The 24,444-nt window shown below is 56.2% G+C and carries 23 protein-coding genes; 9 read left to right on the top strand and 14 right to left on the bottom strand.

Annotated elements, in window-relative coordinates:
* Positions 1-141: 141 nt before the first annotated feature.
* The 4 genes from pfkA to L3068_RS22730 all read left to right on the top strand — a co-directional run bounded on the left by pfkA (position 142) and on the right by L3068_RS22730 (position 4,552).
* Complete coding sequence (gene pfkA / locus L3068_RS22745) at positions 142-1,104, top strand: 6-phosphofructokinase (protein ID WP_047625594.1); 963 nt, start codon at positions 142-144, stop codon at positions 1,102-1,104.
* Positions 1,105-1,333: 229 nt separating this feature from the next.
* Positions 1,334-2,323 (top strand): sulfate ABC transporter substrate-binding protein, encoded by a 990-nt coding sequence (locus tag L3068_RS22740; protein ID WP_045134872.1) that lies wholly within the window; start codon positions 1,334-1,336, stop codon positions 2,321-2,323.
* Positions 2,324-2,430: 107 nt separating this feature from the next.
* Positions 2,431-3,174 carry a CDP-diacylglycerol diphosphatase gene (locus L3068_RS22735; protein ID WP_014885712.1) on the top strand — a complete coding sequence of 248 codons (744 nt, stop codon included), beginning with the start codon at positions 2,431-2,433 and terminating at the stop codon, positions 3,172-3,174.
* Between the two features lie 73 nt (positions 3,175-3,247).
* A complete protein-coding gene (locus tag L3068_RS22730) occupies positions 3,248-4,552 on the top strand; it encodes an SLC13 family permease (RefSeq protein ID WP_047625597.1) in 1,305 nt (434 codons plus the stop codon).
* A gap of 81 nt (positions 4,553-4,633) precedes the next feature.
* On the opposite strand, the gene tpiA is transcribed toward L3068_RS22730, so the two are convergent.
* Both tpiA and L3068_RS22720 read right to left on the bottom strand, forming a co-directional pair.
* Entirely contained in the window at positions 4,634-5,401 is a 768-nt protein-coding gene (tpiA, locus tag L3068_RS22725; protein WP_003862019.1) for a triose-phosphate isomerase, read from the bottom strand.
* A 111-nt stretch (positions 5,402-5,512) separates the two neighbouring features.
* Entirely contained in the window at positions 5,513-6,109 is a 597-nt protein-coding gene (locus tag L3068_RS22720) for a DUF1454 family protein (protein ID WP_048996426.1), read from the bottom strand.
* Positions 6,110-6,221: 112 nt separating this feature from the next.
* Here L3068_RS22720 and L3068_RS22715 point away from each other — a divergent pair, with 112 nt between their 5' ends.
* Complete coding sequence (locus L3068_RS22715; RefSeq protein WP_023331602.1) at positions 6,222-6,641, top strand: DUF805 domain-containing protein; 420 nt, start codon at positions 6,222-6,224, stop codon at positions 6,639-6,641.
* Here the strand turns inward: L3068_RS22715 and fpr are convergent, their stop codons facing one another.
* The 4 genes from fpr to L3068_RS22695 all read right to left on the bottom strand — a co-directional run bounded on the left by fpr (position 6,642) and on the right by L3068_RS22695 (position 10,988).
* Positions 6,642-7,388, bottom strand: a complete 747-nt coding sequence (gene fpr / locus L3068_RS22710; RefSeq protein WP_014885708.1) for a ferredoxin--NADP(+) reductase — start codon at positions 7,386-7,388, stop codon at positions 6,642-6,644.
* 96 nt (positions 7,389-7,484) lie between these two features.
* Positions 7,485-8,495 (bottom strand): class II fructose-bisphosphatase, encoded by a 1,011-nt coding sequence (gene glpX, locus L3068_RS22705; protein ID WP_023331601.1) that lies wholly within the window; start codon positions 8,493-8,495, stop codon positions 7,485-7,487.
* A 117-nt stretch (positions 8,496-8,612) separates the two neighbouring features.
* Positions 8,613-10,121, bottom strand: a complete 1,509-nt coding sequence (gene glpK, locus L3068_RS22700) for a glycerol kinase GlpK (protein ID WP_014885706.1) — start codon at positions 10,119-10,121, stop codon at positions 8,613-8,615.
* 21 nt (positions 10,122-10,142) lie between these two features.
* Positions 10,143-10,988: an MIP/aquaporin family protein gene (locus L3068_RS22695; RefSeq protein WP_014885705.1), complete on the bottom strand. Its 846-nt coding sequence runs from the start codon at positions 10,986-10,988 to the stop codon at positions 10,143-10,145.
* Positions 10,989-11,387: 399 nt separating this feature from the next.
* Between L3068_RS22695 and zapB the strand changes: the two genes are divergently transcribed.
* Positions 11,388-11,627 (top strand): septal ring assembly protein ZapB, encoded by a 240-nt coding sequence (zapB, locus tag L3068_RS22690; protein ID WP_008501806.1) that lies wholly within the window; start codon positions 11,388-11,390, stop codon positions 11,625-11,627.
* 76 nt (positions 11,628-11,703) lie between these two features.
* Here the strand turns inward: zapB and rraA are convergent, their stop codons facing one another.
* The 7 genes from rraA to priA all read right to left on the bottom strand — a co-directional run bounded on the left by rraA (position 11,704) and on the right by priA (position 19,663).
* On the bottom strand, positions 11,704-12,189 hold the full coding sequence (gene rraA / locus L3068_RS22685) for a ribonuclease E activity regulator RraA (protein ID WP_014885702.1): 486 nt from the start codon (positions 12,187-12,189) through the stop codon (positions 11,704-11,706).
* A gap of 92 nt (positions 12,190-12,281) precedes the next feature.
* Entirely contained in the window at positions 12,282-13,202 is a 921-nt protein-coding gene (menA, locus tag L3068_RS22680) for a 1,4-dihydroxy-2-naphthoate polyprenyltransferase (RefSeq protein WP_014885701.1), read from the bottom strand.
* Positions 13,203-13,270: 68 nt separating this feature from the next.
* Entirely contained in the window at positions 13,271-14,605 is a 1,335-nt protein-coding gene (gene hslU / locus L3068_RS22675) for an ATP-dependent protease ATPase subunit HslU (RefSeq protein ID WP_010436948.1), read from the bottom strand.
* Positions 14,606-14,614: 9 nt separating this feature from the next.
* Positions 14,615-15,145, bottom strand: a complete 531-nt coding sequence (gene hslV, locus L3068_RS22670) for an ATP-dependent protease subunit HslV (RefSeq protein ID WP_008501802.1) — start codon at positions 15,143-15,145, stop codon at positions 14,615-14,617.
* Positions 15,146-15,239: 94 nt separating this feature from the next.
* Positions 15,240-16,229 carry a cell division protein FtsN gene (gene ftsN / locus L3068_RS22665; protein WP_014885700.1) on the bottom strand — a complete coding sequence of 330 codons (990 nt, stop codon included), beginning with the start codon at positions 16,227-16,229 and terminating at the stop codon, positions 15,240-15,242.
* Positions 16,230-16,322: 93 nt separating this feature from the next.
* Complete coding sequence (cytR, locus tag L3068_RS22660) at positions 16,323-17,384, bottom strand: DNA-binding transcriptional regulator CytR (protein WP_392389257.1); 1,062 nt, start codon at positions 17,382-17,384, stop codon at positions 16,323-16,325.
* An 83-nt stretch (positions 17,385-17,467) separates the two neighbouring features.
* The gene (gene priA / locus L3068_RS22655; RefSeq protein WP_117582074.1) at positions 17,468-19,663 is read right to left on the bottom strand and encodes a primosomal protein N'; all 2,196 of its coding nucleotides are present in this window, start codon (positions 19,661-19,663) and stop codon (positions 17,468-17,470) included.
* Positions 19,664-19,863: 200 nt separating this feature from the next.
* Between priA and rpmE the strand changes: the two genes are divergently transcribed.
* Complete coding sequence (gene rpmE / locus L3068_RS22650; protein ID WP_003862040.1) at positions 19,864-20,076, top strand: 50S ribosomal protein L31; 213 nt, start codon at positions 19,864-19,866, stop codon at positions 20,074-20,076.
* A gap of 48 nt (positions 20,077-20,124) precedes the next feature.
* Here the strand turns inward: rpmE and metJ are convergent, their stop codons facing one another.
* Positions 20,125-20,442, bottom strand: coding sequence for a met regulon transcriptional regulator MetJ (metJ, locus tag L3068_RS22645; RefSeq protein WP_006179183.1), 318 nt, complete (start codon positions 20,440-20,442; stop codon positions 20,125-20,127).
* Between the two features lie 275 nt (positions 20,443-20,717).
* On the opposite strand from metJ, the gene metB reads away from it, so the two are divergent.
* Positions 20,718-21,878, top strand: a complete 1,161-nt coding sequence (gene metB / locus L3068_RS22640) for a cystathionine gamma-synthase (protein WP_014885697.1) — start codon at positions 20,718-20,720, stop codon at positions 21,876-21,878.
* 2 nt (positions 21,879-21,880) lie between these two features.
* The gene (locus L3068_RS22635; RefSeq protein ID WP_023338878.1) at positions 21,881-24,313 is read left to right on the top strand and encodes a bifunctional aspartate kinase/homoserine dehydrogenase II; all 2,433 of its coding nucleotides are present in this window, start codon (positions 21,881-21,883) and stop codon (positions 24,311-24,313) included.
* The last annotated feature ends 131 nt before the right edge of the window (positions 24,314-24,444 follow it).

The raw sequence follows: 24,444 nt of genomic DNA, 5'->3' as shown, positions 1-24,444 counted from the left end.
TGTGTATAAATTACCGCCATTTGGTCTGACCTGAATCAATTCAGCTGGAAGGGATTGATATACTATTTGCAGTATTCGTTGGTCGATAAGTTTCTTCCGGCAACAGATTTCAATTTTGCATTCCTAAGTTCAGAGGTAGTCATGATTAAGAAAATCGGTGTGTTGACAAGCGGCGGTGATGCGCCGGGCATGAACGCGGCAATTCGTGGTGTTGTCCGTGCAGCGCTGACGGAAGGTCTGGAAGTTTTTGGTATCTATGATGGTTACCTGGGTCTGTATGAAGATCGTATGGTTCAGCTCGACCGTTACAGCGTGTCCGACATGATTAACCGTGGCGGTACCTTCCTTGGGTCTGCGCGCTTCCCGGAATTCCGTGACGAACACATCCGTGAAGTGGCTATCGAGAACATGAAAAAACGCGGTCTGGACGCGCTGGTGGTTATCGGCGGTGACGGCTCTTACATGGGTGCAAAACGTCTGACCGAAATGGGCTTCCCGTGCATCGGTCTGCCGGGCACCATCGACAACGACATCAAAGGTACTGACTACACTATCGGCTTCTTTACTGCACTGGGTACCGTTGTTGAAGCGATCGACCGTCTGCGCGATACCTCGTCTTCTCACCAGCGTATCTCTATCGTTGAAGTGATGGGGCGTTACTGCGGTGACCTGACCCTGGCGGCAGCCATTGCGGGTGGTTGCGAATTTATCGTTGTGCCAGAAGTCGAATTTAGCCGTGAAGATCTCGTGGCTGAAATCAAAGCGGGCATCGCGAAAGGTAAAAAACACGCGATCGTGGCTATCACCGAGCACATCTGTGACGTTGACGAGCTGGCGAAATACATCGAAGCCGAAACCAAACGCGAAACCCGCGCGACCGTACTGGGTCACATTCAGCGTGGCGGTTCCCCTGGCCCTTACGACCGCATTCTGGCGTCCCGTATGGGCGCGTACGCTATCGATCTGCTGCTGCAGGGTCACGGCGGCCGTTGCGTCGGTATTCAGAACGAAAAACTGGTTCACCATGACATCATCGACGCGATTGAAAACATGAAGCGTCCGTTCAAAGGTGACTGGCTGGACTGCGCGAAAAAACTGTACTGATCGGCTCTGTTGCCCGGTGGCAAGGTAAATGCAAAACGGTAACCCTTGGGTTACCGTTTTTTATGTTTGCTCCCTCTCCCGTGGGAGAGGGTTGGGGTGAGGGCATCTGGCTGCTCACATTCTTCTTTTTATTCCTCTACGTTATAGCCAATCTTTTTTTATTCTTTAATCATCGAATCGCTTTCTGGCACGCTGCATTCATCAAAACACTACACAAGAGAGCCGGGCGATGAATAAATGGGGCGTGGGTTTAACATTATTGCTGGCATCGGCCAGCGTTCTGGCGAAGGACATCCAGTTACTGAACGTGTCTTACGACCCGACGCGTGAGCTGTATGAGCAGTACAACAAAGCATTTGCGGCGCACTGGAAACAGGAAACTGGCGACAATGTCGTGGTTCGCCAGTCTCACGGCGGCTCCGGTAAACAGGCGACCTCCGTCATCAACGGTATCGAAGCCGATGTGGTCACGCTGGCGCTGGCCTACGATGTTGACGCCATTGCCGAGCGTGGCCGTATCGACAAAAACTGGATCAAACGCCTGCCGGATAACTCTGCACCATACACCTCGACCATCGTCTTCCTGGTGCGTAAAGGCAACCCGAAACAGATTAAAGACTGGAACGACCTGGTAAAACCGGGCGTGTCAGTGATTACACCAAACCCGAAAAGCTCCGGCGGCGCTCGCTGGAACTACCTGGCGGCCTGGGGTTACGCGCTGCATCACAACAACGGTGACCAGGCCAAAGCGCAGGAGTTCGTGAAAGCGCTGTACAAAAACGTCGAAGTGCTGGACTCCGGCGCGCGTGGCGCCACCAACACCTTCGTCGAGCGCGGTATCGGCGACGTGCTGATCGCATGGGAAAACGAAGCCCTGCTGGCCACCCACGAGCTGGGCAAAGACAAGTTCGAGATTGTGACCCCAGGTGAGTCTATTCTTGCCGAGCCGACTGTTTCCGTGGTCGACAAAGTGGTTGATAAGAAAGGGACAAAAGCGGTGGCGGAAGCCTACCTGAAATATCTCTACTCGCCTGAAGGCCAGGAAATTGCGGCGAAAAACTACTATCGTCCACGCGATGCGGCTGTTGCGAAGAAATATGAAGGGGAATTCCCGAAACTGAAACTCTTCACCATTGATGATGTGTTCGGCGGCTGGACGAAAGCGCAGAAAGAGCACTTCTCTAATGGCGGCACCTTCGATCAGATTAGCCAGCGCTAAGCGTTATCAAACGGCACGGTGACCCGGTGTGAGAAATCCACCGGGTTTTTTATTTGGTCATCATTTTGCGTTACTCTTTCGCCTCTATCGAAAACAGGGAACGCGTTGTGAAAAAAATTATCTTATTGATCCTTATTATCATCGCCCTTGCCGCTGGCGGCGTGTACTGGATAAAAGCGGGTAATCCGAATGCGTTGCGTCATATCGTTCTCGACCAGTGCCTGCCTAATCAACTGCAACACCGTAACCCGGCACCCTGCGCACAGGTGAAGCCTGATGCGGGCTATGTCGTATTTAAAGACCGCAACGGGCCGTTGCAGTATCTGCTGATGCCGACATACCGCATTAATGGAACCGAAAGCCCGCTCCTGACCGAGCCTCACACGCCAAATTTCTTCTGGCTGGCGTGGCAGTCGCGCAGCTTTATGACCCTGAAGCGGGGATCTGAGGTGCCTGACAGCGCCATTTCACTGACGATTAACTCGCCGACTGGCCGTACGCAGAACCATTTCCATATTCATATCTCCTGTCTGCGCCCGGACGTACGTGAGAAACTCAATGCGGCACAGGGCGACATCAGCACCCAGTGGCTACCTCTGCCCGGTGGGCTGGAGGGGCACGAGTATCTTGCCCGACGGGTAACGGAGAATGAACTGGTCCAGCGCAGCCCGTTTATGATGCTGGCGGAAGAGCTACCCGAAGCGCGCGACCACATGGGGCGCTTTGCGCTGGCGATGGCGCAGCAGTCGGATGGTTCGTTTGTTTTGCTGGCGACCGAGCGAAACCTGCTCATGCTTAACCGCGCCTCGGCTGAGGAATTGCAGGATCATCAATGCACTATCCTGAAGTGACCCCACCATAAATAGCGTTTACTCGTCCTGCCTGTCGCCGTAGACTTGCTGAAAAAATCTACAGGAGACAGGTATGTCGCTCTGGTTATCTCATCCTCTGCTGCTGCCTTCGTTGATTGTTGGCGTCACCATCGTGCTATGGGCGACGTCGCTATTGCCAGAATTTATCACCGCGCTGCTGTTTTTCACGGCAGCGATGGCCGCCAGAATCGCCCCGCCGGAAGTCATTTTCGGCGGCTTTGCCTCGTCGGCTTTCTGGCTGGTATTCAGCGGTTTTGTACTGGGGGTGGCGATCCGTAAAACCGGTCTGGCTGACAGGGCCGCCCGGGCGCTGTCAGCAAAGCTTACCGATTCCTGGATATTGATGGTGGCGAGTGTGGTGCTGCTGAGCTATGCGTTGGCGTTTGTGATGCCGTCGAATATGGGGCGTATTGCGCTGCTGATGCCGATTGTTGCGGCGATGGCGAAACGTGCCGGTATCCCTGACGGTTCCCGCGCCTGGTTTGGTCTGGCGCTGGCTGTGGGGTTCGGCACTTTCCAGCTCTCAGCAACTATCCTGCCTGCTAACGTCCCTAACCTGGTGATGAGCGGTGCGGCGGAAGGCTCGTACGGCATCCACCTGAACTATGTTCCGTATCTGCTGCTGCACACCCCAGTGCTGGGCATTCTCAAAGGACTGATCCTGATTGGCCTCATCTGCTGGTTATTCCCCGGCAGCCCAAAACCGCCGAAGGATCTGGCGCCAGCTGAACCCATGGGGCAGGATGAAAAGCGCCTCGCCTGGCTGCTGGCGGTGGTGCTGGTGATGTGGGTCACGGAGAGCTGGCATGGTATTGGGCCGGCATGGACTGGGCTGGCGGCGTCCGTCATCGTTATGCTGCCGCGCGTTGGTTTTATCACCGGGGAAGAGTTTTCTGCGGGGGTGAATATGCGTACCTGCATTTACGTCGCGGGCATTCTTGGGCTGGCGATTACTGTTACGCAAACCGGTATCGGCACGGCAGTGGGCGAAGCGTTGCTCCGCATTATGCCGCTGGACGCAGACAAACCGTTCACCAGTTTCCTGGCGCTGACCGGTATCACCACCGCGCTCAACTTCATTATGACTGCTAACGGCGTTCCGGCGCTGTATACCACCCTGGCACAGAGCTTCTCAGATGCCACCGGCTTCCCGCTGCTGTCGGTGATTATGATTCAGGTACTGGGTTATTCCACGCCGCTGCTGCCGTATCAGGCGTCGCCGATTGTTGTGGCGATGGGGCTAGGGAAGGTGCCTGCAAAGGCGGGGATGATGCTCTGTCTGGCGCTGGCCGTTGCGACGTACCTGGTACTGCTGCCGCTGGATTATCTGTGGTTTAGCTTGCTGGGGAAAGTGTAGTCCGCCCAACCCTCTCCCGAAGGGAGAGGGAGGAGAAGAGCGTAGGGCGGGTTAGCGAAGCGCCACCCGCCGCAAAGGCAATTACGCCTGTTTAGCCGCTTCTGCCGCTTTAACGATCACCGCGAAAGCGTCAGCCTTCAGGGATGCACCGCCAACCAGCGCGCCATCGATGTCTGGCTGGGTGAACAGCTCAGCAGCGTTGGAGGCGTTTACGGAACCGCCGTACTGGATAATCACTTGCTCAGCCACTTTCGCATCAGCTTTAGCAATGTGGTCACGGATGAATTTGTGCACGGCCTGAGCCTGCGCTGGCGTTGCAGATTTGCCGGTACCGATCGCCCAGACTGGCTCGTAAGCAATGACTGCACCTTCGAACGCTGCTGCGCCCTGCGTTTTCAGAACCGCGTCGATCTGACGTGCGCACACTTCTTCGGTTTTGCCCGCTTCGTTTTCTGCTTCGGTTTCACCGATGCACAGAACCGGGATCAGACCCTGCTCTTTCAGCACAGCGAATTTCTTCGCGATGAACTCGTCGGATTCTTTGTGGTAGGTGCGACGCTCTGAGTGGCCGATGATGATGTATTTTGCGCCGATATCTTTCAGCATTTCAGCGGAAGTTTCACCGGTGAACGCGCCAGACAGGTTAACGTCAACGTTCTGTGCACCCAGAATGATGTGGCTGCCGTCAGCGGCGCGTTTAGCCAGATCCAGGTACATATCCGGCGGAGCGATAGCAACCGCGCAGCCCGTTACGCCAGCCAGCTCTTTACGCAGGTTCGCAACCAGTTCGTTTACCATGTGGCGGCTGCCATTCAGTTTCCAGTTACCCATCACTAAAGGATGTCGCATTTCAATTCTCCACGCTAAATAAGCGAATTAAGGAATATGGCCGCCCTGTCGGGCAGCATGGTCTGTGAATCAGTATAGAGATTTTCCCTCGAAAGGCTTTGCTTTTTGTCATTAATTCGCCCCGCCGAGGGTGTCAGATAGCGCCAGCTTAATCGGTTCAACTGCGAAGGTCAGTCCTTTTTCGCCGTTATCCGCCACCACATAGCGAATTGCCCCTTCAGTTGTGGCGTAGTACCGCTTGTTTTTACCCGCGGCCAGCAGCTTTTGCAGCTTTTGCTGGCTTTGCTTTTTCGTCAGCGCGGGCGTAAACGCCTGTAATACCGCGCTCATGTACTCCTGAGCCTTCGTTTTTGCCGCTTTCTGCTCTGGCCCCTGGATCGGTAGCCAGGTGATTTGCATGCTTTTGATTTTTAACGTCCCACGCTCCAGCGCCGTGGAGGCATACAAGTTTTCGTTTATCTTGCTCGCCGCGCGGGTCAGGGTTGGGGTATCACGAGAGTTATCAATCGCGCGAAACTCATCCAGCGGCAACGTAGGGTTGGTCTGATTGAAGGTTTCACGAAACTGACTGATGGATTGATCGAACGACGGCGCGCCTGCCAGCAAATAGGGTGCCGTGGTAGGGGCCGACGTGTCGGCGGCGTGCAGCGGAAAACCCGCGCCAAGCATCGCTATACACAGGAAGAGAGTGTGTGCCGAACTTTTCATCAACATTGCCCCTGGCCGTAAGTGCTCATGATTAAAACGATATCTGCCCGGCTTGTCAAAAGGTCACAACTCCAGGGTAAAATGCGGACTAAATGATAATAAGGAACCTTACATGACCATACAGCAGTGGCTGTTTTCATTCAAAGGGCGTATCGGACGCCGTGATTTCTGGGTCTGGATGGTGACGTGGGTTGTCGCCATGCTGCTTCTGTTTTTCGTTGCGTACAATGCCTGGTTGAGCACGCAAACGGCGGCTTTTGCGCTGGTCTGTTTGCTGTGGCCAACGGCGGCCGTGGTGGTGAAGCGTCTTCACGATCGTGGCCGTTCCGGCGCGTGGGCCTTTCTGATTATTCTGGCGTGGATGCTGGTCGCAGGGAACTGGGGGATGCTGCCGTCCATTCTTCCCTGGGTGGTGGGCAGACTGCTGCCGTCCGTTATCTTCGTGATGATGATTGTCGATCTGGGCGCGTTTATCGGCACCCAGAGCGAAAATAAATACGGTAAAGACACCCTTGAGGTGAAGTACCGCTGATCACCAGTAGTGTTCGGCAGTCATATGACCCGGTCGGCGGCGAAGATGTTTCGTCATCTGCCGGGTATCCTTCAGAAGCTGTTGCGTATCCCGAACCATCTGCGGGTTACCACACAGCATGACGTGGCTGGTGTCTGCAGTCATCGGCAAACCCACTGCGTTTTCCAGCACACCACTCTCAATTAACGCCGGCACGCGACCGGTCAGCGTACCTGCTACGGTTTCGCGGCTGACGACGGTCTGAATTTTCAGCTTCCCGCCATATCGCTGTTCCAGCGCCTGCATCTGCGGCAAGTAGCTCAGGTCTGCGGCGTAGCGCGCAGCATGCACCAGCACGATGTTTTTAAAGCGCTCAAGGTCTTTGCCATATTGCAGAATGGAGAGGTAGGGGCCAATGGCCGTGCCGGTTGCCAGCATCCAGAGCGTGTCACAATCAGGGATCTCTTCGAGTACAAAGAAACCTGCTGCTTCACTCACAATTTGCACATCGTCACCGGGCTTAAGGGCGGCAAGGCGCGGGCTGAGCTTACCGTCCGGGACGGTCACCAGATAGAACTCAAGATCCGGATTATCCGGCGCGTTAACGTAAGAGTAGGCGCGCTGCACGCGTTCGCCGTCGACATCCAGCCCCAGCTTCGCAAATTGCCCGGCCTTAAACGGGTGAACGGGAGCATGCAGGGTGAGACTAAATAGCGCATCGGTCCAGAACTCTATCTTTGTGACTTTACCTGTTACCCAGTCCGCCATGATCTTCTCCTGTGCTGTTTCTCTGTTCTATCTTCCGTACTTGTGGGAAACATTTCCAGCCCCTTCGGGCCGGAAAGCTCTATCGATCAAACGGTTTTACAGAATGTGCGTCTGTACGTCCGGGTCTTTACGATCGAGATAGTGAATGGACTGAATGCGGCGAATGGTGCGCGATTTACCGCGGATCAGCAGCGTTTCGGTGGTCGCCATATTGCCCTTGCGGGTGATGCCGTCCAGCAGGTCACCTTTGGTGATGCCGGTGGCGGAGAAGACAACGTTGTCGCTGCGTGCCATTTCATTCAGCGCGAGAACCTTATTGGCTTCGATACCCATTGCTTCGCAGCGCGCCAGCTCGTTTTCACCGATACGGCGGTTCTCGTCGCTGTCGCCTTTCACCTCATGCCGAGGCAGCAGGCGCGCCTGCATATCGCCGTCCAGCGCGCGGATCACCGCCGCCGAGACCACGCCCTCCGGCGCACCGCCGATGCCGTACAGCACGTCTACTTCGCTGTCCGGCATGCAGGTCAGAATTGAGGCGGCAACATCGCCATCCGGAATGGCAAACACGCGCACGCCGAGCTTTTGCATCTGCGCGATGGTGGCGTCGTGGCGCGGTTTTGCCAGAATCGTCACGGTCAGTTCACTCAGGGGTTTGCCCAAAGCTCTGGCGATGTTGCGCAGGTTCTCTTCCAGCGGCAGGCTGAGGTCGATTGCGCCCTTCGCACCAGGACCGACTATCAGCTTTTCCATGTACATATCCGGCGCGTTAAGGAAGCAGCCTTTATCGCCCACGGCCAGAACCGCAAGCGCGTTGGCCTGACCCATCGCCGTCATGCGGGTGCCTTCAATCGGGTCTACGGCGATATCCACCGCATCCCCTTTGCCGGTACCGACTTTTTCACCGATATAGAGCATTGGCGCTTCGTCGATCTCGCCTTCGCCGATGACGATAGTGCCGTCGATGTTGACCTGGTTAAGTACAATGCGCATGGCATGGACAGCAGCACCGTCCGCGGTATTTTTGTCGCCACGCCCCAGCCATTTATAGCCTGCGAGGGCGGCCGCTTCGGTGACGCGGGAAAACTCAATAGCAAGTTCACGTTTCATGAGGTACTCGTGCAATCAAAAGGAATTGCACGAAGTTTATCACAGAGTGGGGAGGGGAGAGGGGACCGGTGCTGTCTGGGCCCCTCACCCTCTCCTCATGGGAGAGGGAATATAGGATTACTCGTCGTGCTCTTCCCACGCCAGGGCGCGCTTCACTGCTTTCTTCCAGCCGCTGTAGCGGAAGTTGCGCTCGGTGGTTTCGATGCCCGGGCGGAACTCGCGTTCGATAACCGCTTTTTCCTGCAGCTCGTCCAGGTTCTGCCAGAAGCCTACCGCCAGACCGGCAAGATACGCCGCACCCAGCGCCGTGACTTCACGCACTTCAGGGCGCTCAACGCGGGTACCCAGAATGTCGGACTGGAACTGCATCAGGAAGTTATTCGCTACCGCGCCGCCGTCCACGCGCAGGGCGTGCAGACGAATGCCGGAGTCTGCCTGCATCGCTTCCAGCACGTCGCGCGTCTGGTAGGCAATGGATTCCAGGGTGGCGCGAATAATGTGGTTCGAGTTCACACCACGCGTCAGACCGAAAATCGCACCGCGTGCATAGGGATCCCAGTACGGTGCGCCCAGGCCGGTGAACGCTGGCACCACGTACACACCGTTGGTGTCCTTCACTTTGGTCGCAAAGTATTCGGAGTCGAAGGCATCGCTAATCAGCTTCATCTCGTCACGCAGCCACTGAATAGATGCACCCGCCATAAACACCGCACCTTCCAGGGCGTAGTTCACTTCACCGCGAGGGCCGCAGGCGATGGTGGTCAGCAGGCCGTTTTCTGATTTCACCGCTTTCTCACCAGTATTCATCAGCATAAAGCAGCCGGTGCCGTAGGTGTTCTTCGCCATCCCTTCTTTGACGCACAGCTGGCCGAACAGTGCCGCCTGCTGGTCACCGGCGATACCGGCGATAGGAATACGGGTGCCGCCTTTACCGCCAATGTTGGTCTGACCGTAGACCTCTGAAGACTTGCGCACTTCAGGCAGCATCGCGCGTGGGATATCCAGCGCGTCCAGCATCTTGTCATCCCACTCCAGGGTGTTGATGTTGAACAGCATGGTACGCGAGGCGTTGGTGTAGTCGGTGACGTGAACGCGTCCCTGGGTCATCTTCCAGATAAGCCAGGTATCAACGGTCCCGAACAGCAGCTCGCCGCGTTTTGCACGCTCGCGTGAACCTTCCACGTGGTCGAGGATCCACTTCACTTTGGTGCCGGAGAAGTACGGGTCAACCACCAGACCGGTGGCGCTGCGCACGTACTCTTCCATCCCGTCACGCTTCAGCTGTTCACAGATTTCTGAGGTACGGCGGCACTGCCAGACGATAGCGTTGTAGATAGGCTTACCGGTTTCGCGTTCCCAGACAATCGTCGTTTCACGCTGGTTGGTAATACCGATAGCGGCAATCTCGTCGGAACTGATATCGGCTTTCGCCAGTACTTCAACCAGCGTTGAGCTTTGTGAAGCCCAGATCTCCATTGGGTCATGTTCTACCCAGCCTGGACGAGGGTAAATTTGCTCAAATTCACGTTGAGACACGCTGACAATGTTCGCGTCATGATCCATTACGACAGCGCGGGAGCTGGTAGTGCCCTGGTCGAGCGCAACGATATATTTTTTTTCGGTCATGGTATGTGTCCCGTAGTCAGATTACAGCGAAGCTTTTTGTTGTGCGGTAGAAGTCGTTTCCTTCTCCTCTTCCACACAGGTGTCGCACGGTAAGTGGCGACCAATTAATTTGCGGTAGCTAAACGCGCCCAGCGCAGCCCCAACTACCGGCGCAAACAGCGGTACCAGGAAGTAAGGGATATCTTTCCCGCCAGTAAAGGCCACGTCGCCCCATCCCGCGATAAACGCGAAGGCTTTCGGTCCGATATCACGCGCCGGGTTCATCGCAAACCCGGTCAGCGGGCCCATGGATGCGCCGATCACCGCAATCAGCAGACCAATCAGCAAGGGGGCCAGCGGGCCACGCGGAATGCCGTTTCCGTCGTCGGTCAGCGCCAGGATAACGCCCATCAGAATAGCGGTAATCACCATTTCAACTGCGAACGCCTGCACAAAATTGATATGCGGGTTTGGATAGGTTGAGAAGATGCCTGCCAGATCCAGACTTTCGACGCTGCCGCGCACCATATGATGCGTCTGTTCGAAGTCGATGAAAAGATTGTAATAAAGCCCGTAAACTAACGCCGCTGCACAAAACGCGCCGGCAAACTGAGAAAGAATGAAGGGAACAACTTTGCGTCCGTCGAAGCACGCGAACAGCCACAGTGCGATAGTCACCGCCGGGTTAAGATGTGCACCAGAAACCCCTGCAGTCAGGTAGATGGCCATCGCCACGCCCAGACCCCAGATGATACTGATTTCCCACTGACCAAAACTGGCACCCGCCACTTTCAGTGCAGCGACACAGCCCACTCCGAAGAATATCAACAACCCGGTACCAAGGAACTCGGCAATGCACTGGCCTTTTAAGGTTGATGTCTGACTCATAATCGGAATCCTGAAGAAATTGATGTTTATTGTTAGCGTGGTCGCCCGTGACAGCCACGATGCCCTGTAGACATAGTGTTAATTTATCGTTAACGAGCAAAAACGAGAAATATCGAAATCAAAATGTGTGGTCTGCGTCAATAAAATGAGCGTTTTCGCGCCATAAAGAGCGTTTTTGCATCAGAAATGGAATGTGAGCTGAATCATTTCATTAACGAATGAGTTAACAACTTAGTGGTATATGCCGCGAACGCACCAGGACGAGACCGAAAAGTGTTGCAAACCGCGATCTGCGCGGCGTGTCGCTGGACACAGAGCGCCGCGCTCCATACAATCGATGGAATATGTCGTGCGCGTTTACGTTAAAGCGTCGCCTTGCAATTCAGGAGAGGTAGCATCATGTCTTTAGAAGTGTTTGAGAAACTGGAATCGAAAGTACAGCAGGCGATTGACACCATCACGCTGCTGCAAATGGAAATTGAAGAGCTGAAAGAGAAAAACAACAGCCTGGCGCAGGAAGTGCAGAACGCGCAGCACAGCCGCGAAGAACTGGAGCGTGAAAACAACCAGCTGCGCGAACAGCAGAACGGCTGGCAGGATCGCCTGCAGGCGCTGCTGGGACGTATGGAAGAAGTCTGATTCCCATTGCCCGAGGGACAAAAAAACCGCCACATTGTTATTGGCGGTTTTTTTATGATTTACGCTTACTGTTTTATTACTCAATATCCAGCGGATCTTCCGAAAGAATAATCCCGGTGTTATCAGCGTAGAGATGGTCGCCGGAGAAGAAGGTCACGCCGCCAAAATTGACGCGGACGTCGCTTTCACCGATACCGTCACCTGCTGCGCCTACCGGAATGGCCGCAATCGCCTGAATCCCGATATCCAGGTCTTCGAGATCGTCCACCTGGCGCACGGAACCGTACACCACAATGCCTTCCCACTCGTTCTGCACGGCAATGCCGGCCAGCTCTGCATCTATCAGAGCGCGACGCACGGAACCGCCGCCATCGACGACCAAAACGCGGCCACGACCGTTCTGTTCGAGCAGATCGTACAGCAACCCGTTGTCCTCGAAACATTTCACCGTGACGATTTGTCCGCCAAACGACGACCGTCCACCAAAGTTGGAGAACAGCGGTTCAACGACGTTGACATCTTCCTGGTAGATGTCACAAAGCTCGGAGGTATCGTATTTCATAGGTTTACCGCTCAGTTGCTGCGAATGTGTTCAGTATATCGTGCTAAATGCGTTGTTGGCAAAATCATCAATTGTTAATTGATATTTGTCAGCTAACTGAGCGTCTGGCTTAAGACAATCCCAATGACGAACAACAGGTTAGTCAGCAGGGCGCCTTTTACCGTTCGTTCCAGCATCGGCGGCATCGCGGCCGGGCTAAGTTCACGCATGACGAAGCGGGCCTGCTTAATCAGCAGCGGCGCGGCGAGTATAAACAGCCAGCCCCATACGCTGTGCAGCGAGATCAGATTAAACAGTGCCAGACAAACCAGGGCACCAATCAGCAGGCAGGCATGATAGCGGCGCGCATTGACCGGCCCCAGACGTACCGCGAGCGTGTTTTTACCGTTCTCACGGTCGCTGTCGATATCGCGCAGGTTATTGATGTTGAGTACCGCGGTCGCCAGCAGACCGCAGGCGGTTGCGGGCAGGAAAAGGGCAGGGATAACGGTATGCACCTGCAGGTACCAGCTCCCCATCACGCTCAGCCAGCCGAAGAACACCAGCACGGAGATATCCCCGAGGCCAATATACCCGTAAGGACGCGTACCGACGGTGTAGGTAATGGCCGCGATAATTGCGAGCAAGCCCAGCACCAGGAAGCCGATGAAGTCGCTGGTGGTTTTCGAGGCGACCGTCACCAGTGCCAGACCCGATAAACAAATCAGTACCACGGTGATAATCAGCGCGCGCTTCATCTGTGCCTGGGTAATCACCCCTTTCTGCATCCCGCGCAGCGGTCCGATACGGTCAGGTTTGTCACTGCCTTTCACCGCATCACCGTAGTCGTTAGCGAGATTGGAGAGAATTTGCAGCAGCCCTGCGGTAATCAATGCCAGCGCAGCGACCAGAGGATCAAAATAACCTTGCCACCAGGCAAGTGCCGTGCCGACGATAATGGCGGCAAAGGCCAGAGGAAGCGTTTTAGGGCGTAGACTTTCGAGCCACGCCTGAGTACGGCTGATATCAGTCATAAGTATTTAGCCAATAAAAATGGGGGCATTAGCCCCCATTAACGGTGATGAGAATGCAATAACCGCGATTATAGGATAAAACGGCTAAGATCTTCATCTGCCACTAACGCATCAAGATGTTTGCTCACATATTCAGCGTCAATGGTAATGGTTTGACCGTTAAGGTCGCTCGCATCATAAGAGATATCCTCCACCAGGCGTTCCAGCACGGTATGCAGACGACGCGCACCGATGTTTTCGGTGGTTTCGTTAACCTGCCACGCGGCCTGGGCGATACGTTTGATACCGTCTTCGGTGAACTCCAGGTTCACGCCTTCGGTCGCCATCAGCGCTTTGTACTGTACGGTCGCAGAGGCGTTTGGCTCGGTCAGGATGCGTTCGAAATCTTCGGTGGTCAGCGCCTGCAGTTCAACGCGGATCGGCAGACGACCCTGCAGTTCCGGGATCAGGTCAGACGGGCTGGCAACCTGGAACGCGCCGGAAGCGATAAACAGGATGTGGTCCGTTTTCACCATACCGTGCTTGGTGGAGACGGTGCAGCCTTCAACCAGCGGCAGCAGGTCGCGCTGAACGCCTTCACGGGACACGTCCGGGCCGGAGCTGTTGCCGCCGCGCTTACAAATTTTGTCGATTTCGTCGATGAACACAATGCCGTGCTGCTCAACCGCGTCGATAGCATCCTGCTTCAGCTCTTCCGGGTTCACCAGCTTCGCCGCTTCTTCTTCAATCAGCAGCTTCATCGCGTCTTTGATTTTCAGCTTACGTGCTTTCTGCTTCTGGCCGCCCAGGTTCTGGAACATGGACTGCAGCTGGCTGGTCATCTCTTCCATGCCTGGAGGTGCCATGATTTCTACACCCATTGGCGCGGCAGCAAGATCGATCTCAATCTCTTTATCATCCAGCTGGCCTTCACGCAGTTTTTTGCGGAATGCCTGACGCGCGGCAGACGGTTCAGCCTGCTGCTCAGCCTGGCCCCAGTTGTTTTTCGCCGGTGGGATCAGCACATCGAGAATGCGCTCTTCGGCCATCTCTTCCGCGCGATAGCGGTTTTTCTCAATTGCCTGTACGCGCACCATTTTGATCGCCGAATCGGTCAGATCGCGGATGATGGAGTCCACTTCTTTACCCACATAGCCCACTTCGGTGAACTTGGTAGCTTCGACTTTGATGAAAGGCGCGTTCGCCAGCTTCGCCAGACGACGGGCAATTTCGGTTTTACCGACACCGGTTGGGCCGATCATCAGAATGTTTTTCGGCGTCACTTCATGGCGCAGCTCTTCGTCAAGCTGCATACGACGCCAGCGGTTACGCAGAGCGATAGCCACGGAGCGCTTGGCGTTATCCTGGCCGATAATGTGTTTGTTCAGTTCGCTGACAATTTCGCGTGGGGTCATTTCAGACATGGGAGATCCTTACGCTTTGGAGGTCAATTCTTCGATGGTGTGGTTATGGTTGGTATAGATGCAGATATCACCTGCAATATCCAACGCCTTCACCGCGATATCACGTGCGTTCATGTCGGTATTTTCCAACAGCGCGCGGGCTGCAGCCTGGGCATAAGGGCCGCCAGAGCCGATGGCAATCAGGTCATTCTCCGGCTGAATAACGTCACCGTTACCGGTGATGATCAGCGAAGCGGTTTCATCGGCTACCGCCAGCAGCGCTTCGAGCTTGCGCAGCATACGGTCGGTACGCCAGTCTTTTGCCAGCTCAACGGCCGCTTTCACCAGATGACCCTGGTGCATTTCAAGCTTGCGTTCAAACAGTTCAAACAGCGTGAAGGCATCAGCTGTACCGCCTGCAAAACCGGCGATCACTTTGTCGTTATAGAGACGACGGACTTTCTTCACGTTGCCTTTCATGACGGTATTACCCAGCGTGGCCTGGCCATCACCGGCGATTACCACATGGCCGTTACGGCGTACACTTACTATTGTTGTCACGAGCAGACCCCCTGGTTACAAATTCGGGAAACAGAAGCCCTGAGCCTGTGCTCAGGGCTGAATTAAATGATAGATGGGGGAGATTTTGGGGGTTTCAACCCCCGGAGGCGAGTCGAATGCAGTTTGTGTGGCCGGCCACTTTCAAACGAGAAAGGGTGCCATCGGCGTTTTCTTTGCCTTTGACCGGGCCAATCACCACGCGATTCCAGCCATTATTGGTGGTAATGCGTGAATCAAACCCTTCAAATGCCAGCTGAGCACGCACGGTTTCGGCCTGCTCCGCACCTTTAAACGAACCGCACTGTACCATCCAGCGACGTTCGTCTTTTTTCTCCGCCGTCTGCTTCGGCGCTTCGGTCTCTTTGGTCACCGGCGCAGCCTGCTGCGTTTTCGGCTGCTGTGCAGTGGTATGCGCTGGCGTCTGGAGCAGATCCTGATACGGCTGAGCCGCCTGTTTTTGCGGCTGTGCTTTTGGCTGCTGCTGAACAGGCTGAGATTGTACCGTACGTGTCTGCTGCTGCGGTTGCTGGTAAGGCTGTGCCTTCGGCTGCTGTACCGGCTGAGTTTGCGTCCACTGCTGCTGCTGTTGCTGCTGAATTTGAGCCTGGCGCTGACGCTGCAACTGCAACGTTTGCTGACGCTGCGCTGGCGTTTGTTCATTCCATGGCACTTCGTTCAACTGCGTCGGCTGCTGGCGCATATCGGCCTGCATTTGTGCCAGCAACTGGCGCTGCTCGTCCGTCAGCTGATCGGCATTCTTCACTTCACCACCGGCAGAGGGCTCGGTAGGCGCACGCACGCCAGGCTGGCGGCTTTCCAGCTCTTTGATATAGCGCCAGCGCTCTTCAGGTTTCGGAGGAAGGCCATTACCGGCCACTTTACTGGCCTGAAGCGCCTCGGACTCTTCCTTTTTATGGTGCGTGATGAAGTACAGACCACCAATAAAGGCGACGACAACAGCCGCAGCAATAGCGACCATTGCTGGCGAGACAGCAGGCAGGCTACGTTGCTTTTTCCTTGAGCTACTCTTTTTGCGTCGCGAAGGTGCCGGCTGGCCGCGACGTACATAATCTCGTTGTGCCACTATCGTTTCGCTGTATTTATTCGTTCGTCAGCCCGCCATGTTACTTAAGCGGCGGGGCTTTGACCAGATAAGGGTGTCCTAAAGACGTTTACGTTAAGTCAATGCCTGGGTAGAGCCCCGGACTATCAGTTCGCAGTCCAGCAACCGCGAGCCGCTGCTAACTGTTTGACCGTGAAGCTGATCCAGCAGAAGCAGCATCGCTTCGCGACCGATTTGATAGCGCGGTTGCGCGACCGTTGAGAGCGGCGGATCGCAAAATTCTGAAAGCGAAATATTATCGAATCCGATGATGGATAAATCTTTCGGTATGCGCAGGCCGCGGCGTTTGGCGTACGATAACGCGCCCAGCGCCATCACGTCGCTGTGACAAAATACGGCGGTTGGCGGTTCAGGCAGGTCCAGAAGCTTCTCCAGCGCCTGGCCACCGGCTGCGAAGGTAAAATCACCGCGGGCAATGTAGTGCGGATCGACGATAACGCCAGTACGGCGCAGTGCCTGAACGTAGCCCTGCAGGCGGTAGTGGCACAGCGGCATCTCTTCTGGCCCGGCAATACAGCCAATGCGCTTATGCCCCAGCTCCTGAAGATAGTTCACCGCGTTGAATGCGGCGGTGAGGTTATCGATATGGACCGTCGGCAACTCCAGTTCAGGGGCAAACTCGTTAGCCATGACCATCGGCGGTAAATTACGCTGCTCTTCAATGCTGGCGTCAAACGGCAGGCGCGAGCCAAGCAGCAGCATGCCATCGATCTGCTTGGTAATAATGAGGTCGATAAAGGTTTTTTCCTGCTGGTTCTGGTGGGCGCAGTCGCCAATTAGAACGAGGTAGCCTTGTTCCGCCGCCGTCACTTCGATACCGCGGATAATCTCACTGAAGAAGGGATCGCAGATGTCCGGCACAATCACAAGGATTGTGCGTGACTCATTGCGTTTGACGTTGCGCCCCATCGCCTGTGGGAAATAACCCACTTCAAGCGCAGCCTGCTCAACCCGGTTGCGGGTCGCCTGGGAGACTTTATCCGGGTTCATTAATGCGCGGGACACGGTTGCCGTTGAGACTTGTGCTTTCTCGGCAACGTCTTTCATGGTCGCCGTGGCAACCTCTTTCCTGGACTTCAACGTCTTCTCCTCGCCTGAACACCGAACTTCTGACATCACCATTTTTACAGATAGTTAATGGAATCGGTTACAGAATTTTCATAAAAAGTGTGAGGAGCGTTAAATTTTTCGATCCGTCTTCAGCCTTCGATGGGATCGACGTCGAGCACCCACTTCACTTTACGTGCTTCAGGCAGGGTGTTGATCAGCGCCAGCGTGCCGCTAACAATGTGCTGTAAACGGATCCGCGAAGGATGCTGGAGCAAAATTTGCCAGCGGAAACGTCCGCCGCGTTTCGGCGCCAGCGCCGGTACCGGCCCCAGGATCCACAGCTGATTATCCACCAGGGGGCTGGCCTGCAGGAGATTTCTCAGCTGCTGCAGGAAAAGCGGTGCCTGCTGGTTGTTATGATCTTCCGCGCGGATGATGACGTGGCTGGTCCACGGTGGCAGCTGCATGGTCTGTCGTTCGGCCAGCGCCTGCTCGGCAAAAGCGTCATAGCCTTTGTGCAGCAGGGTTTGCAGCAGCGGGTGCTCAGGGTGGTGCGTCTGCAGAACCACTTCGCCCTGTTTGCCTGCGCGCCCTGCCCGTCCGGCCACTTGGGTATAGAGCTGGGCAAAACGCTCGGCCGCGCGGAAATCCGCAGAGAACAGCGCGCCGTCCACGTCCAGCAGGGCGACCAGCGTGACGTCCGGGAAGTGGTGCCCTTTTGCCAGCATTTGGGTACCAATCAGAATGCGCGCCCCGCCGCGATGTACTTCCGCGAGCTGCTGTTCCAGCGCGCCCTTGCGGCTGGTGGTGTCTCTGTCGATACGAGAGATTGGAACGTCAGGGAAGAAGGGTGCCAGCGCCTGCTCAAGCTGTTCCGTTCCTAGTCCGACCGGCACGATATGCGTTGACCCGCACGATGGACACTGGCGCGGCACCGGACGCTGGCTGTCGCAGTGGTGACAACGCAGGTGGCGCTGTGCCTGATGGAAGGTGTAGTAGTGGTCACAGCGTGGGCATTCCGCAATCCAGCCGCAGTCGTGGCACAGCAGGGCGGGTGCAAATCCGCGGCGGTTGAGGAACAGAATTACCTGGTTGCCCGCCTGCAAATGCTGACGCATGCGGGTAATCAATGCGGGTGCTAGCCCGGCCTGAACCTGCTGACCTTTTAGATCGAGCACGTGCTGAATGGCCGGACGGGCATTCCCGGCACGACGCGTCAGACGCAGCATATGATATTTGCGCTGGCGCACGTTGTGCAGGGTTTCGAGCGCAGGGGTGGCGGAGCCGAGAATGATCGGAATTTGCTCGCTGTGGGCGCGATAAACTGCCAGATCGCGGGCACGGTAGCGCCAGCCTTCCTGTTGCTTATAGGAGCTGTCGTGCTCTTCGTCGATCACGATCACGCCAAGATTTTTAAACGGCGTAAACAGCGACGAGCGGGTGCCGATCACAATCGCCGCTTCGCCATTTTTCGCTTTCAGCCAGGCGCTGAGGCGTTCGCTGTCGTTCAGACCGGAGTGCAGAACCTCAACCGGTGCGTTAAAGCGCTCGCGGAATCGAGCGATGGTTTGAGGGGTTAAGCCAATTTCCGGCACCATGACCAGCGCCTGTTTGCCCTGCGCGAGCACGTTTTCCAGCACGCTCAGATACACTTCGGTCTTACCGGAACCGGTGACGCCCGCCAGCAGCCAGGCAGAAAAATGGTCCGAGGCGCTGTGAATGGCGCCGACCGCGGTGGCCTGCTCGGTATTCAGGCGCAGACGATCCCCTGAAACGGAGAAGCCGTCGCGCCAGTCGTGAAGGGCTGGGGCCTGGCTTGCCAGCTCGCTCAGACCTTTCTTTCTCAGGGCCTGTAAAGCGGCTTCGCTCACCTCAAGTTCGTCGACCTGATGCCGCCAGATGTTACCCTGGCGCAGAGCGGCCAGCGCCTGCTGCTGTTTCTGCGATCGTTTGAGGCTATTAATGTCTACGGCTTGCCCTTGCTCGGTGGCAAACCAGTACCACATCGGCGCATGGCTGGCGCTCTTACCCTGGCGCAGCAGGATAGGCAGGGCGTGGAACAGGACATCCCCAATCGGATGATGGTAGTAATCAGCCGCCCACAGTAGCAGTCGCCAGGTGCTGGTGGAGTAAACCGGTTCGCTGTCCAGTACCTCAAGGACCGATTTCAGCTCATTAAGGGGGAGTTCGCTTTTATCGCTGACGGAAACAACGATCCCCACACGCTGTTGTTTGCCAAACGGCACGGTCACGCGACAGCCCGCTTTGGCGCTCATGCTGTCGGGCAGCAGGTAGTCAAAGGTGCGGGGAAGCGGAACGGGCAGGGCAACGTGAGCGACGGGCATCGAATCTTCCTGACTTGAAAAGTGGCGCGTTAGTATACACATTAGTGAAAGCGGCGTGCGGATCAGTTTGCATACGTTGGTCAAATTCTGTATGATTCGCCGCCTTTGGTGTACTTTACGCCAAAGAACTTACATTCAACATCGCGTGGTGTCTGGCGTTAGGGCTGGAAGAGCGACGCGGCCTTAACTGAGGTTCTCCCATGAAAAAAGATATTCACCCGAAATACGAAATGATTACTGCAAACTGTTCTTGCGGTAACTCTATCCAGATCCGCTCCACCGTGGGTCACGATCTGAACCTGGACGTGTGCGGCAAATGCCACCCGTTCTACACTGGTAAGCAGCGTGATGTTGCAACCGGTGGCCGTGTTGACCGCTTCAACAAGCGTTTCAGCATCCCGGGCGCTAAGTAAGTTTCCCGAAAAAAAGGCACCGCAAGGTGCCTTTTTTGTATCCGCTTCTCAGTATTCCCACGTATCCGGGTCAATACCCAGTTCACGCATGATCACCTTCGCCTCTTCCGGGATTTCGTCGCTACGCTCTTTGCGCAGATCGTCATCGTTCGGCAACGGTTGACCGGTAAACGCATGCAGGAACGCTTCGCACAGCAGTTCGCTATTGGTCGCGTGACGCAGGTTGTTCACCTGACGACGCGTACGTTCATCGGTGAGGATCTTCAACACCTTCAGAGGAATGGAAACCGTAATTTTCTTTACTTGCTCACTCTTCTTACCGTGCTCAGCGTATGGGCTGATATATTCGCCGCTCCATTCAGCCATGAGATACCTTTAATCCTCTCAGTCATTAATCTAAAGGTGCAAACCGGTCACTGCCCGTTTTGAACCGTAATCTTGCGTAGTTTACCGTAGAGACGATACCGTGGCACGGATATTGCCGCTGCAGCGTGCACTAAAGCATATAATTTTAACGGCTATTTGCGCATTGCTCAATCTATACGCAAAGAAGTTTAGATGTCCAGATGTATTGACGTCCATAATTTGAATGTTTACTCTGGTGCCTGACTTTTCACCTCATTCGCCAGGAAGCCCTCACCATGACGCGTAAACAGGCCACTATTGCAGTGCGTAGCGGATTAAATGATGACGAGCAGTACGGCTGCGTTGTCCCGCCGATTCATCTTTCCAGTACCTACAATTTCACCGGATTTAATGAACCCCGCGCGCACGACTACTCGCGTCGTGGCAACCCTACGCGTGATGTGACCCAGCGTGCGCTGGCCGAGCTGGAAGGGGGCGCAGGGGCCGTATTGACCAACACCGGGATGTCTGCGATTCACCTGGTGACGACGGTATTTCTGAAGCCGGGAGACCTGCTGGTCGCCCCGCACGACTGCTATGGCGGCAGCTATCGCCTGTTTGACAGCCTCGCAAAACGCGGCTGCTATCGCGTGCTGTTTGTCGATCAAAACGACGAACAGGCGCTGAAACAGGCGCTGGCAGAGAAACCAAAGCTCGTTCTGGTGGAAAGTCCAAGCAACCCATTGTTGCGCGTTGTCGATATTGCGAAAATTTGTCAGCTCGCAAGGGATGCGGGAGCGATAAGTGTAGTGGATAATACGTTCCTCAGTCCGGCCCTTCAGAACCCACTCGCACTGGGTGCTGATCTGGTATTGCATTCATGCACTAAATATCTGAACGGCCACTCTGACGTGGTAGCGGGCGTGGTGATTGCAAAAGATCCCGACGTTGTCACGGAACTGGCATGGTGGGCCAATAACATTGGCGTCACCGCCGGGGCGTTCGACAGCTACCTGCTGTTGCGCGGCATCCGTACGCTTTCTCCGCGTATGGAAGTGGCGCAGCGCAATGCCCAGGCCATTGTCGATTTCCTGAAAACCCAGCCGCTGGTGAAGAAGCTTTATCACCCGTCGCTGCCGGAAAACCAGGGGCACGAGATTGCCGCGCGCCAGCAGAAAGGGTTTGGCGCGATGTTAAGTTTTGAACTGGACGGCGACGAGCAAACGCTGCGTCGCTTCCTGAGCGGGCTGTCATTGTTTACGCTGGCGGAATCATTAGGTGGGGTTGAAAGCTTGATCTCCCACGCCGCAACCATGACGCACGCCGGTATGGCACCGGAAGCACGTGCCGCCGCCGGGATTTCCGAGACGCTGCTGCGTATCTCGACCGGTATTGAAGATTCTGAAGATTTAATTGCCGATCTGGAAAATGGCTTCCGGGTCGCAGCCAAGGGGTAATCATGAGTGTGATAGCGCAGGCAGGGGCGAAGGGTCGTCAGCTGCACAAGTTTGGTGGTAGTAGTCTTGCTGATGTGAAATGTTATCTGCGCGTTGCAGGGATCATGACGGAGTATTCACAGCCGGGTGACATGATGGTTGTCTCCGCGGCGGGCAGCACCACCAACCAGTTGATTAGCTGGCTGAAACTGAGCCAGACCGATCGCCTTTCTGCGCATCAGGTGCAACAGTCCTTACGCCGCTATCAGAGCGAACTGATTGCTGGCCTGCTGCCAGCGGACGTTGCCGACGGGCTGATCAGCGCTTTTACGCACGATCTTGAACGTCTGGCGGCCCTGCTGGACAGCGGGATCACCGACGCGGTGTATGCCGAAGTGGTGGGCCACGGTGAAGTGTGGTCTGCACGTCTGATGGCTGCCGTGCTGCAACATCTGGGTGTGGATGCCGCCTGGCTCGACGCCCGTGATTTCCTCCGCGCCGAACGCGCCGCACAGCCGCAGGTGGATGAAGGGTTATCCTATCCGCTGCTGCAACAGCTCCTGGTGCAGCATCCCGGCAAACGTATTGTTGTCACCGGCTTTATCAGCCGCAGCAACGCGGGCGAAACCGTGCTGCTGGGCCGTAACGGTTCTGACTATTCGGCAACCCAAATCGGTGCGCTGGCGGGCGTGTCCCGCGTGACCATCTGGAGCGACGTGGCCGGCGTTTACAGCGCGGACCCGCGTAAAGTGAAAGATGCCTGTTTGCTGCCGCTGCTGCGTCTGGACGAAGCCAGCGAGCTGGCGCGTCTGGCCGCGCCGGTACTGCACGCGCGCACGCTGCAGCCGGTGTCCGGCAGCGATATAGACCTGCAGCTGCGCTGTAGCTATACCCCGGATCAAGGCTCTACGCGTATCGAGCGCGTGCTGGCGTCCGGTACCGGGGCGCGTATTGTCACCAGTCATGATGACATCTGCCTGATTGAGTTCCAGGTGCCCGCGGGTCAGGATTTCAAGCTGGCGCATAAAGATATCGACCTGGTGTTAAAGCGTGCCCAGGTGCGTCCGCTGGCCGTTGGCGTGCATAACGACCGCCAGCTGCTGCAGTTCTGCTATACCGCTGAAGTGGCGGACAGCGCCCTGAAGATTCTGGATGAAGCGGGCCTGCCGGGCGAGCTTCGCCTGCGTCAGGGGCTGGCGCTGGTGGCGATGGTGGGGGCGGGCGTCACCCGTAACCCGCTGCATTGCCACCGCTTCTGGCAGCAGCTGAAAGGCCAGCCGGTTGAATTTACCTGGCAGTCAGAAGAGGGCATCAGCCTGGTAGCCGTGCTGCGTAAAGGGCCAACCGAAAGCCTGATTCAGGGTCTGCACACCTCCCTGTTCCGCGCGGAAAAACGCATCGGCCTGGTGCTGTTTGGTAAAGGCAACATCGGTTCCCGCTGGCTGGAGCTGTTCGCCCGTGAGCAGGTGACGCTTTCGGCACGTACCGGGTTTGAATTCATTCTCGCAGGCGTGGTGGACAGCCGCCGCAGCCTGCTGAATTACGAAGGGCTGGACGCCAGCCGGGCGCTGGCCTTCTTTAACGATGAGGCCGTCGAGCAGGATGAAGAGTCGCTGTTCCTGTGGATGCGCGCGCACCCGTATGACGATCTGGTGGTGCTGGACGTCACCGCCAGCGAACAGCTTGCCGATCAGTATCTGGATTTCGCCAGCCACGGTTTCCACGTTATCAGTGCCAACAAGCTGGCGGGGGCGAGCAGCACGGATAAATACCGTCAGATCCACGACGCGTTTGAAAAAACAGGACGCCACTGGCTGTATAACGCCACCGTTGGGGCTGGCCTGCCGGTTAACCACACCGTGCGTGACCTGATTGAAAGCGGCGACAGCATTCTGGCGCTGAGCGGGATCTTCTCCGGCACGCTCTCCTGGCTGTTCCTGCAGTTTGACGGCACCGTACCGTTTACCGACCTGGTGGATCAGGCGTGGCAGCAGGGCTTAACCGAGCCTGACCCGCGTGTCGACCTCTCCGGTAAAGACGTGATGCGTAAGCTGGTGATTCTGGCGCGCGAAGCGGGTTACGACATCGAGCCGGATGCCGTCCGCGTCGAGTCCCTGGTGCCTGCTGGCTGTGAAGAAGGGTCTGTGGACCATTTCTTTGAAAATGGTGAAGAGCTTAACGAGCAGATGGTGCAGCGTCTGGAAGCGGCGAACGAGATGGGACTGGTGCTGCGCTATGTGGCGCGTTTTGAGGCCAACGGTAAAGCCCGTGTCGGCGTCGAGGCGGTGCGACCTGACCATCCGCTGGCGGCGCTGCTGCCGTGCGATAATGTCTTCGCGATCGAAAGCCGCTGGTACCGCGATAATCCGCTGGTGATCCGTGGCCCGGGCGCGGGGCGCGATGTCACCGCCGGAGCGATCCAGTCCGACATCAACCGTCTGGCTAAGCTGCTGTAACGTCTACATTTCCCTCTCCCTGTGGGAGAGGGCCAGGGTGAGGGCATCGGACCGCGCTCACCCCATCATGAATTTCCTTCATCTTCCCTGAGCAAACCTCACCGTTATTGTTGATTATTTATGTTGACGTC

This window comes from Enterobacter cloacae complex sp. ECL414 (assembly GCF_021869685.1).
Lineage (GTDB): Bacteria > Pseudomonadota > Gammaproteobacteria > Enterobacterales > Enterobacteriaceae > Enterobacter > Enterobacter kobei.
Note: the sequence above shows the minus strand (reverse complement) of the source record. Positions and strands in the feature narration are given on the sequence as shown.

Bases quoted from the DNA above. Each gene is read 5' to 3' on its own strand.
- pfkA (WP_047625594.1), top strand. From the start codon at position 142: ATGATTAAGAAAATCGGTGTGTTGACAAGCGGCGGTGATGCGCCGGGC.
- L3068_RS22740 (WP_045134872.1), top strand. From the start codon at position 1,334: ATGAATAAATGGGGCGTGGGTTTAACATTATTGCTGGCATCGGCCAGC.
- L3068_RS22730 (WP_047625597.1), top strand. From the start codon at position 3,248: ATGTCGCTCTGGTTATCTCATCCTCTGCTGCTGCCTTCGTTGATTGTT.
- tpiA (WP_003862019.1), bottom strand. From the start codon at position 5,401: ATGCGACATCCTTTAGTGATGGGTAACTGGAAACTGAATGGCAGCCGC.
- L3068_RS22720 (WP_048996426.1), bottom strand. From the start codon at position 6,109: ATGAAAAGTTCGGCACACACTCTCTTCCTGTGTATAGCGATGCTTGGC.
- L3068_RS22715 (WP_023331602.1), top strand. From the start codon at position 6,222: ATGACCATACAGCAGTGGCTGTTTTCATTCAAAGGGCGTATCGGACGC.
- fpr (WP_014885708.1), bottom strand. From the start codon at position 7,388: ATGGCGGACTGGGTAACAGGTAAAGTCACAAAGATAGAGTTCTGGACC.
- glpX (WP_023331601.1), bottom strand. From the start codon at position 8,495: ATGAAACGTGAACTTGCTATTGAGTTTTCCCGCGTCACCGAAGCGGCC.
- glpK (WP_014885706.1), bottom strand. From the start codon at position 10,121: ATGACCGAAAAAAAATATATCGTTGCGCTCGACCAGGGCACTACCAGC.
- L3068_RS22695 (WP_014885705.1), bottom strand. From the start codon at position 10,988: ATGAGTCAGACATCAACCTTAAAAGGCCAGTGCATTGCCGAGTTCCTT.
- zapB (WP_008501806.1), top strand. From the start codon at position 11,388: ATGTCTTTAGAAGTGTTTGAGAAACTGGAATCGAAAGTACAGCAGGCG.
- rraA (WP_014885702.1), bottom strand. From the start codon at position 12,189: ATGAAATACGATACCTCCGAGCTTTGTGACATCTACCAGGAAGATGTC.
- menA (WP_014885701.1), bottom strand. From the start codon at position 13,202: ATGACTGATATCAGCCGTACTCAGGCGTGGCTCGAAAGTCTACGCCCT.
- hslU (WP_010436948.1), bottom strand. From the start codon at position 14,605: ATGTCTGAAATGACCCCACGCGAAATTGTCAGCGAACTGAACAAACAC.
- cytR (WP_392389257.1), bottom strand. From the start codon at position 17,384: ATGTCAGAAGTTCGGTGTTCAGGCGAGGAGAAGACGTTGAAGTCCAGG.
- priA (WP_117582074.1), bottom strand. From the start codon at position 19,663: ATGCCCGTCGCTCACGTTGCCCTGCCCGTTCCGCTTCCCCGCACCTTT.
- rpmE (WP_003862040.1), top strand. From the start codon at position 19,864: ATGAAAAAAGATATTCACCCGAAATACGAAATGATTACTGCAAACTGT.
- metJ (WP_006179183.1), bottom strand. From the start codon at position 20,442: ATGGCTGAATGGAGCGGCGAATATATCAGCCCATACGCTGAGCACGGT.
- metB (WP_014885697.1), top strand. From the start codon at position 20,718: ATGACGCGTAAACAGGCCACTATTGCAGTGCGTAGCGGATTAAATGAT.
- L3068_RS22635 (WP_023338878.1), top strand. From the start codon at position 21,881: ATGAGTGTGATAGCGCAGGCAGGGGCGAAGGGTCGTCAGCTGCACAAG.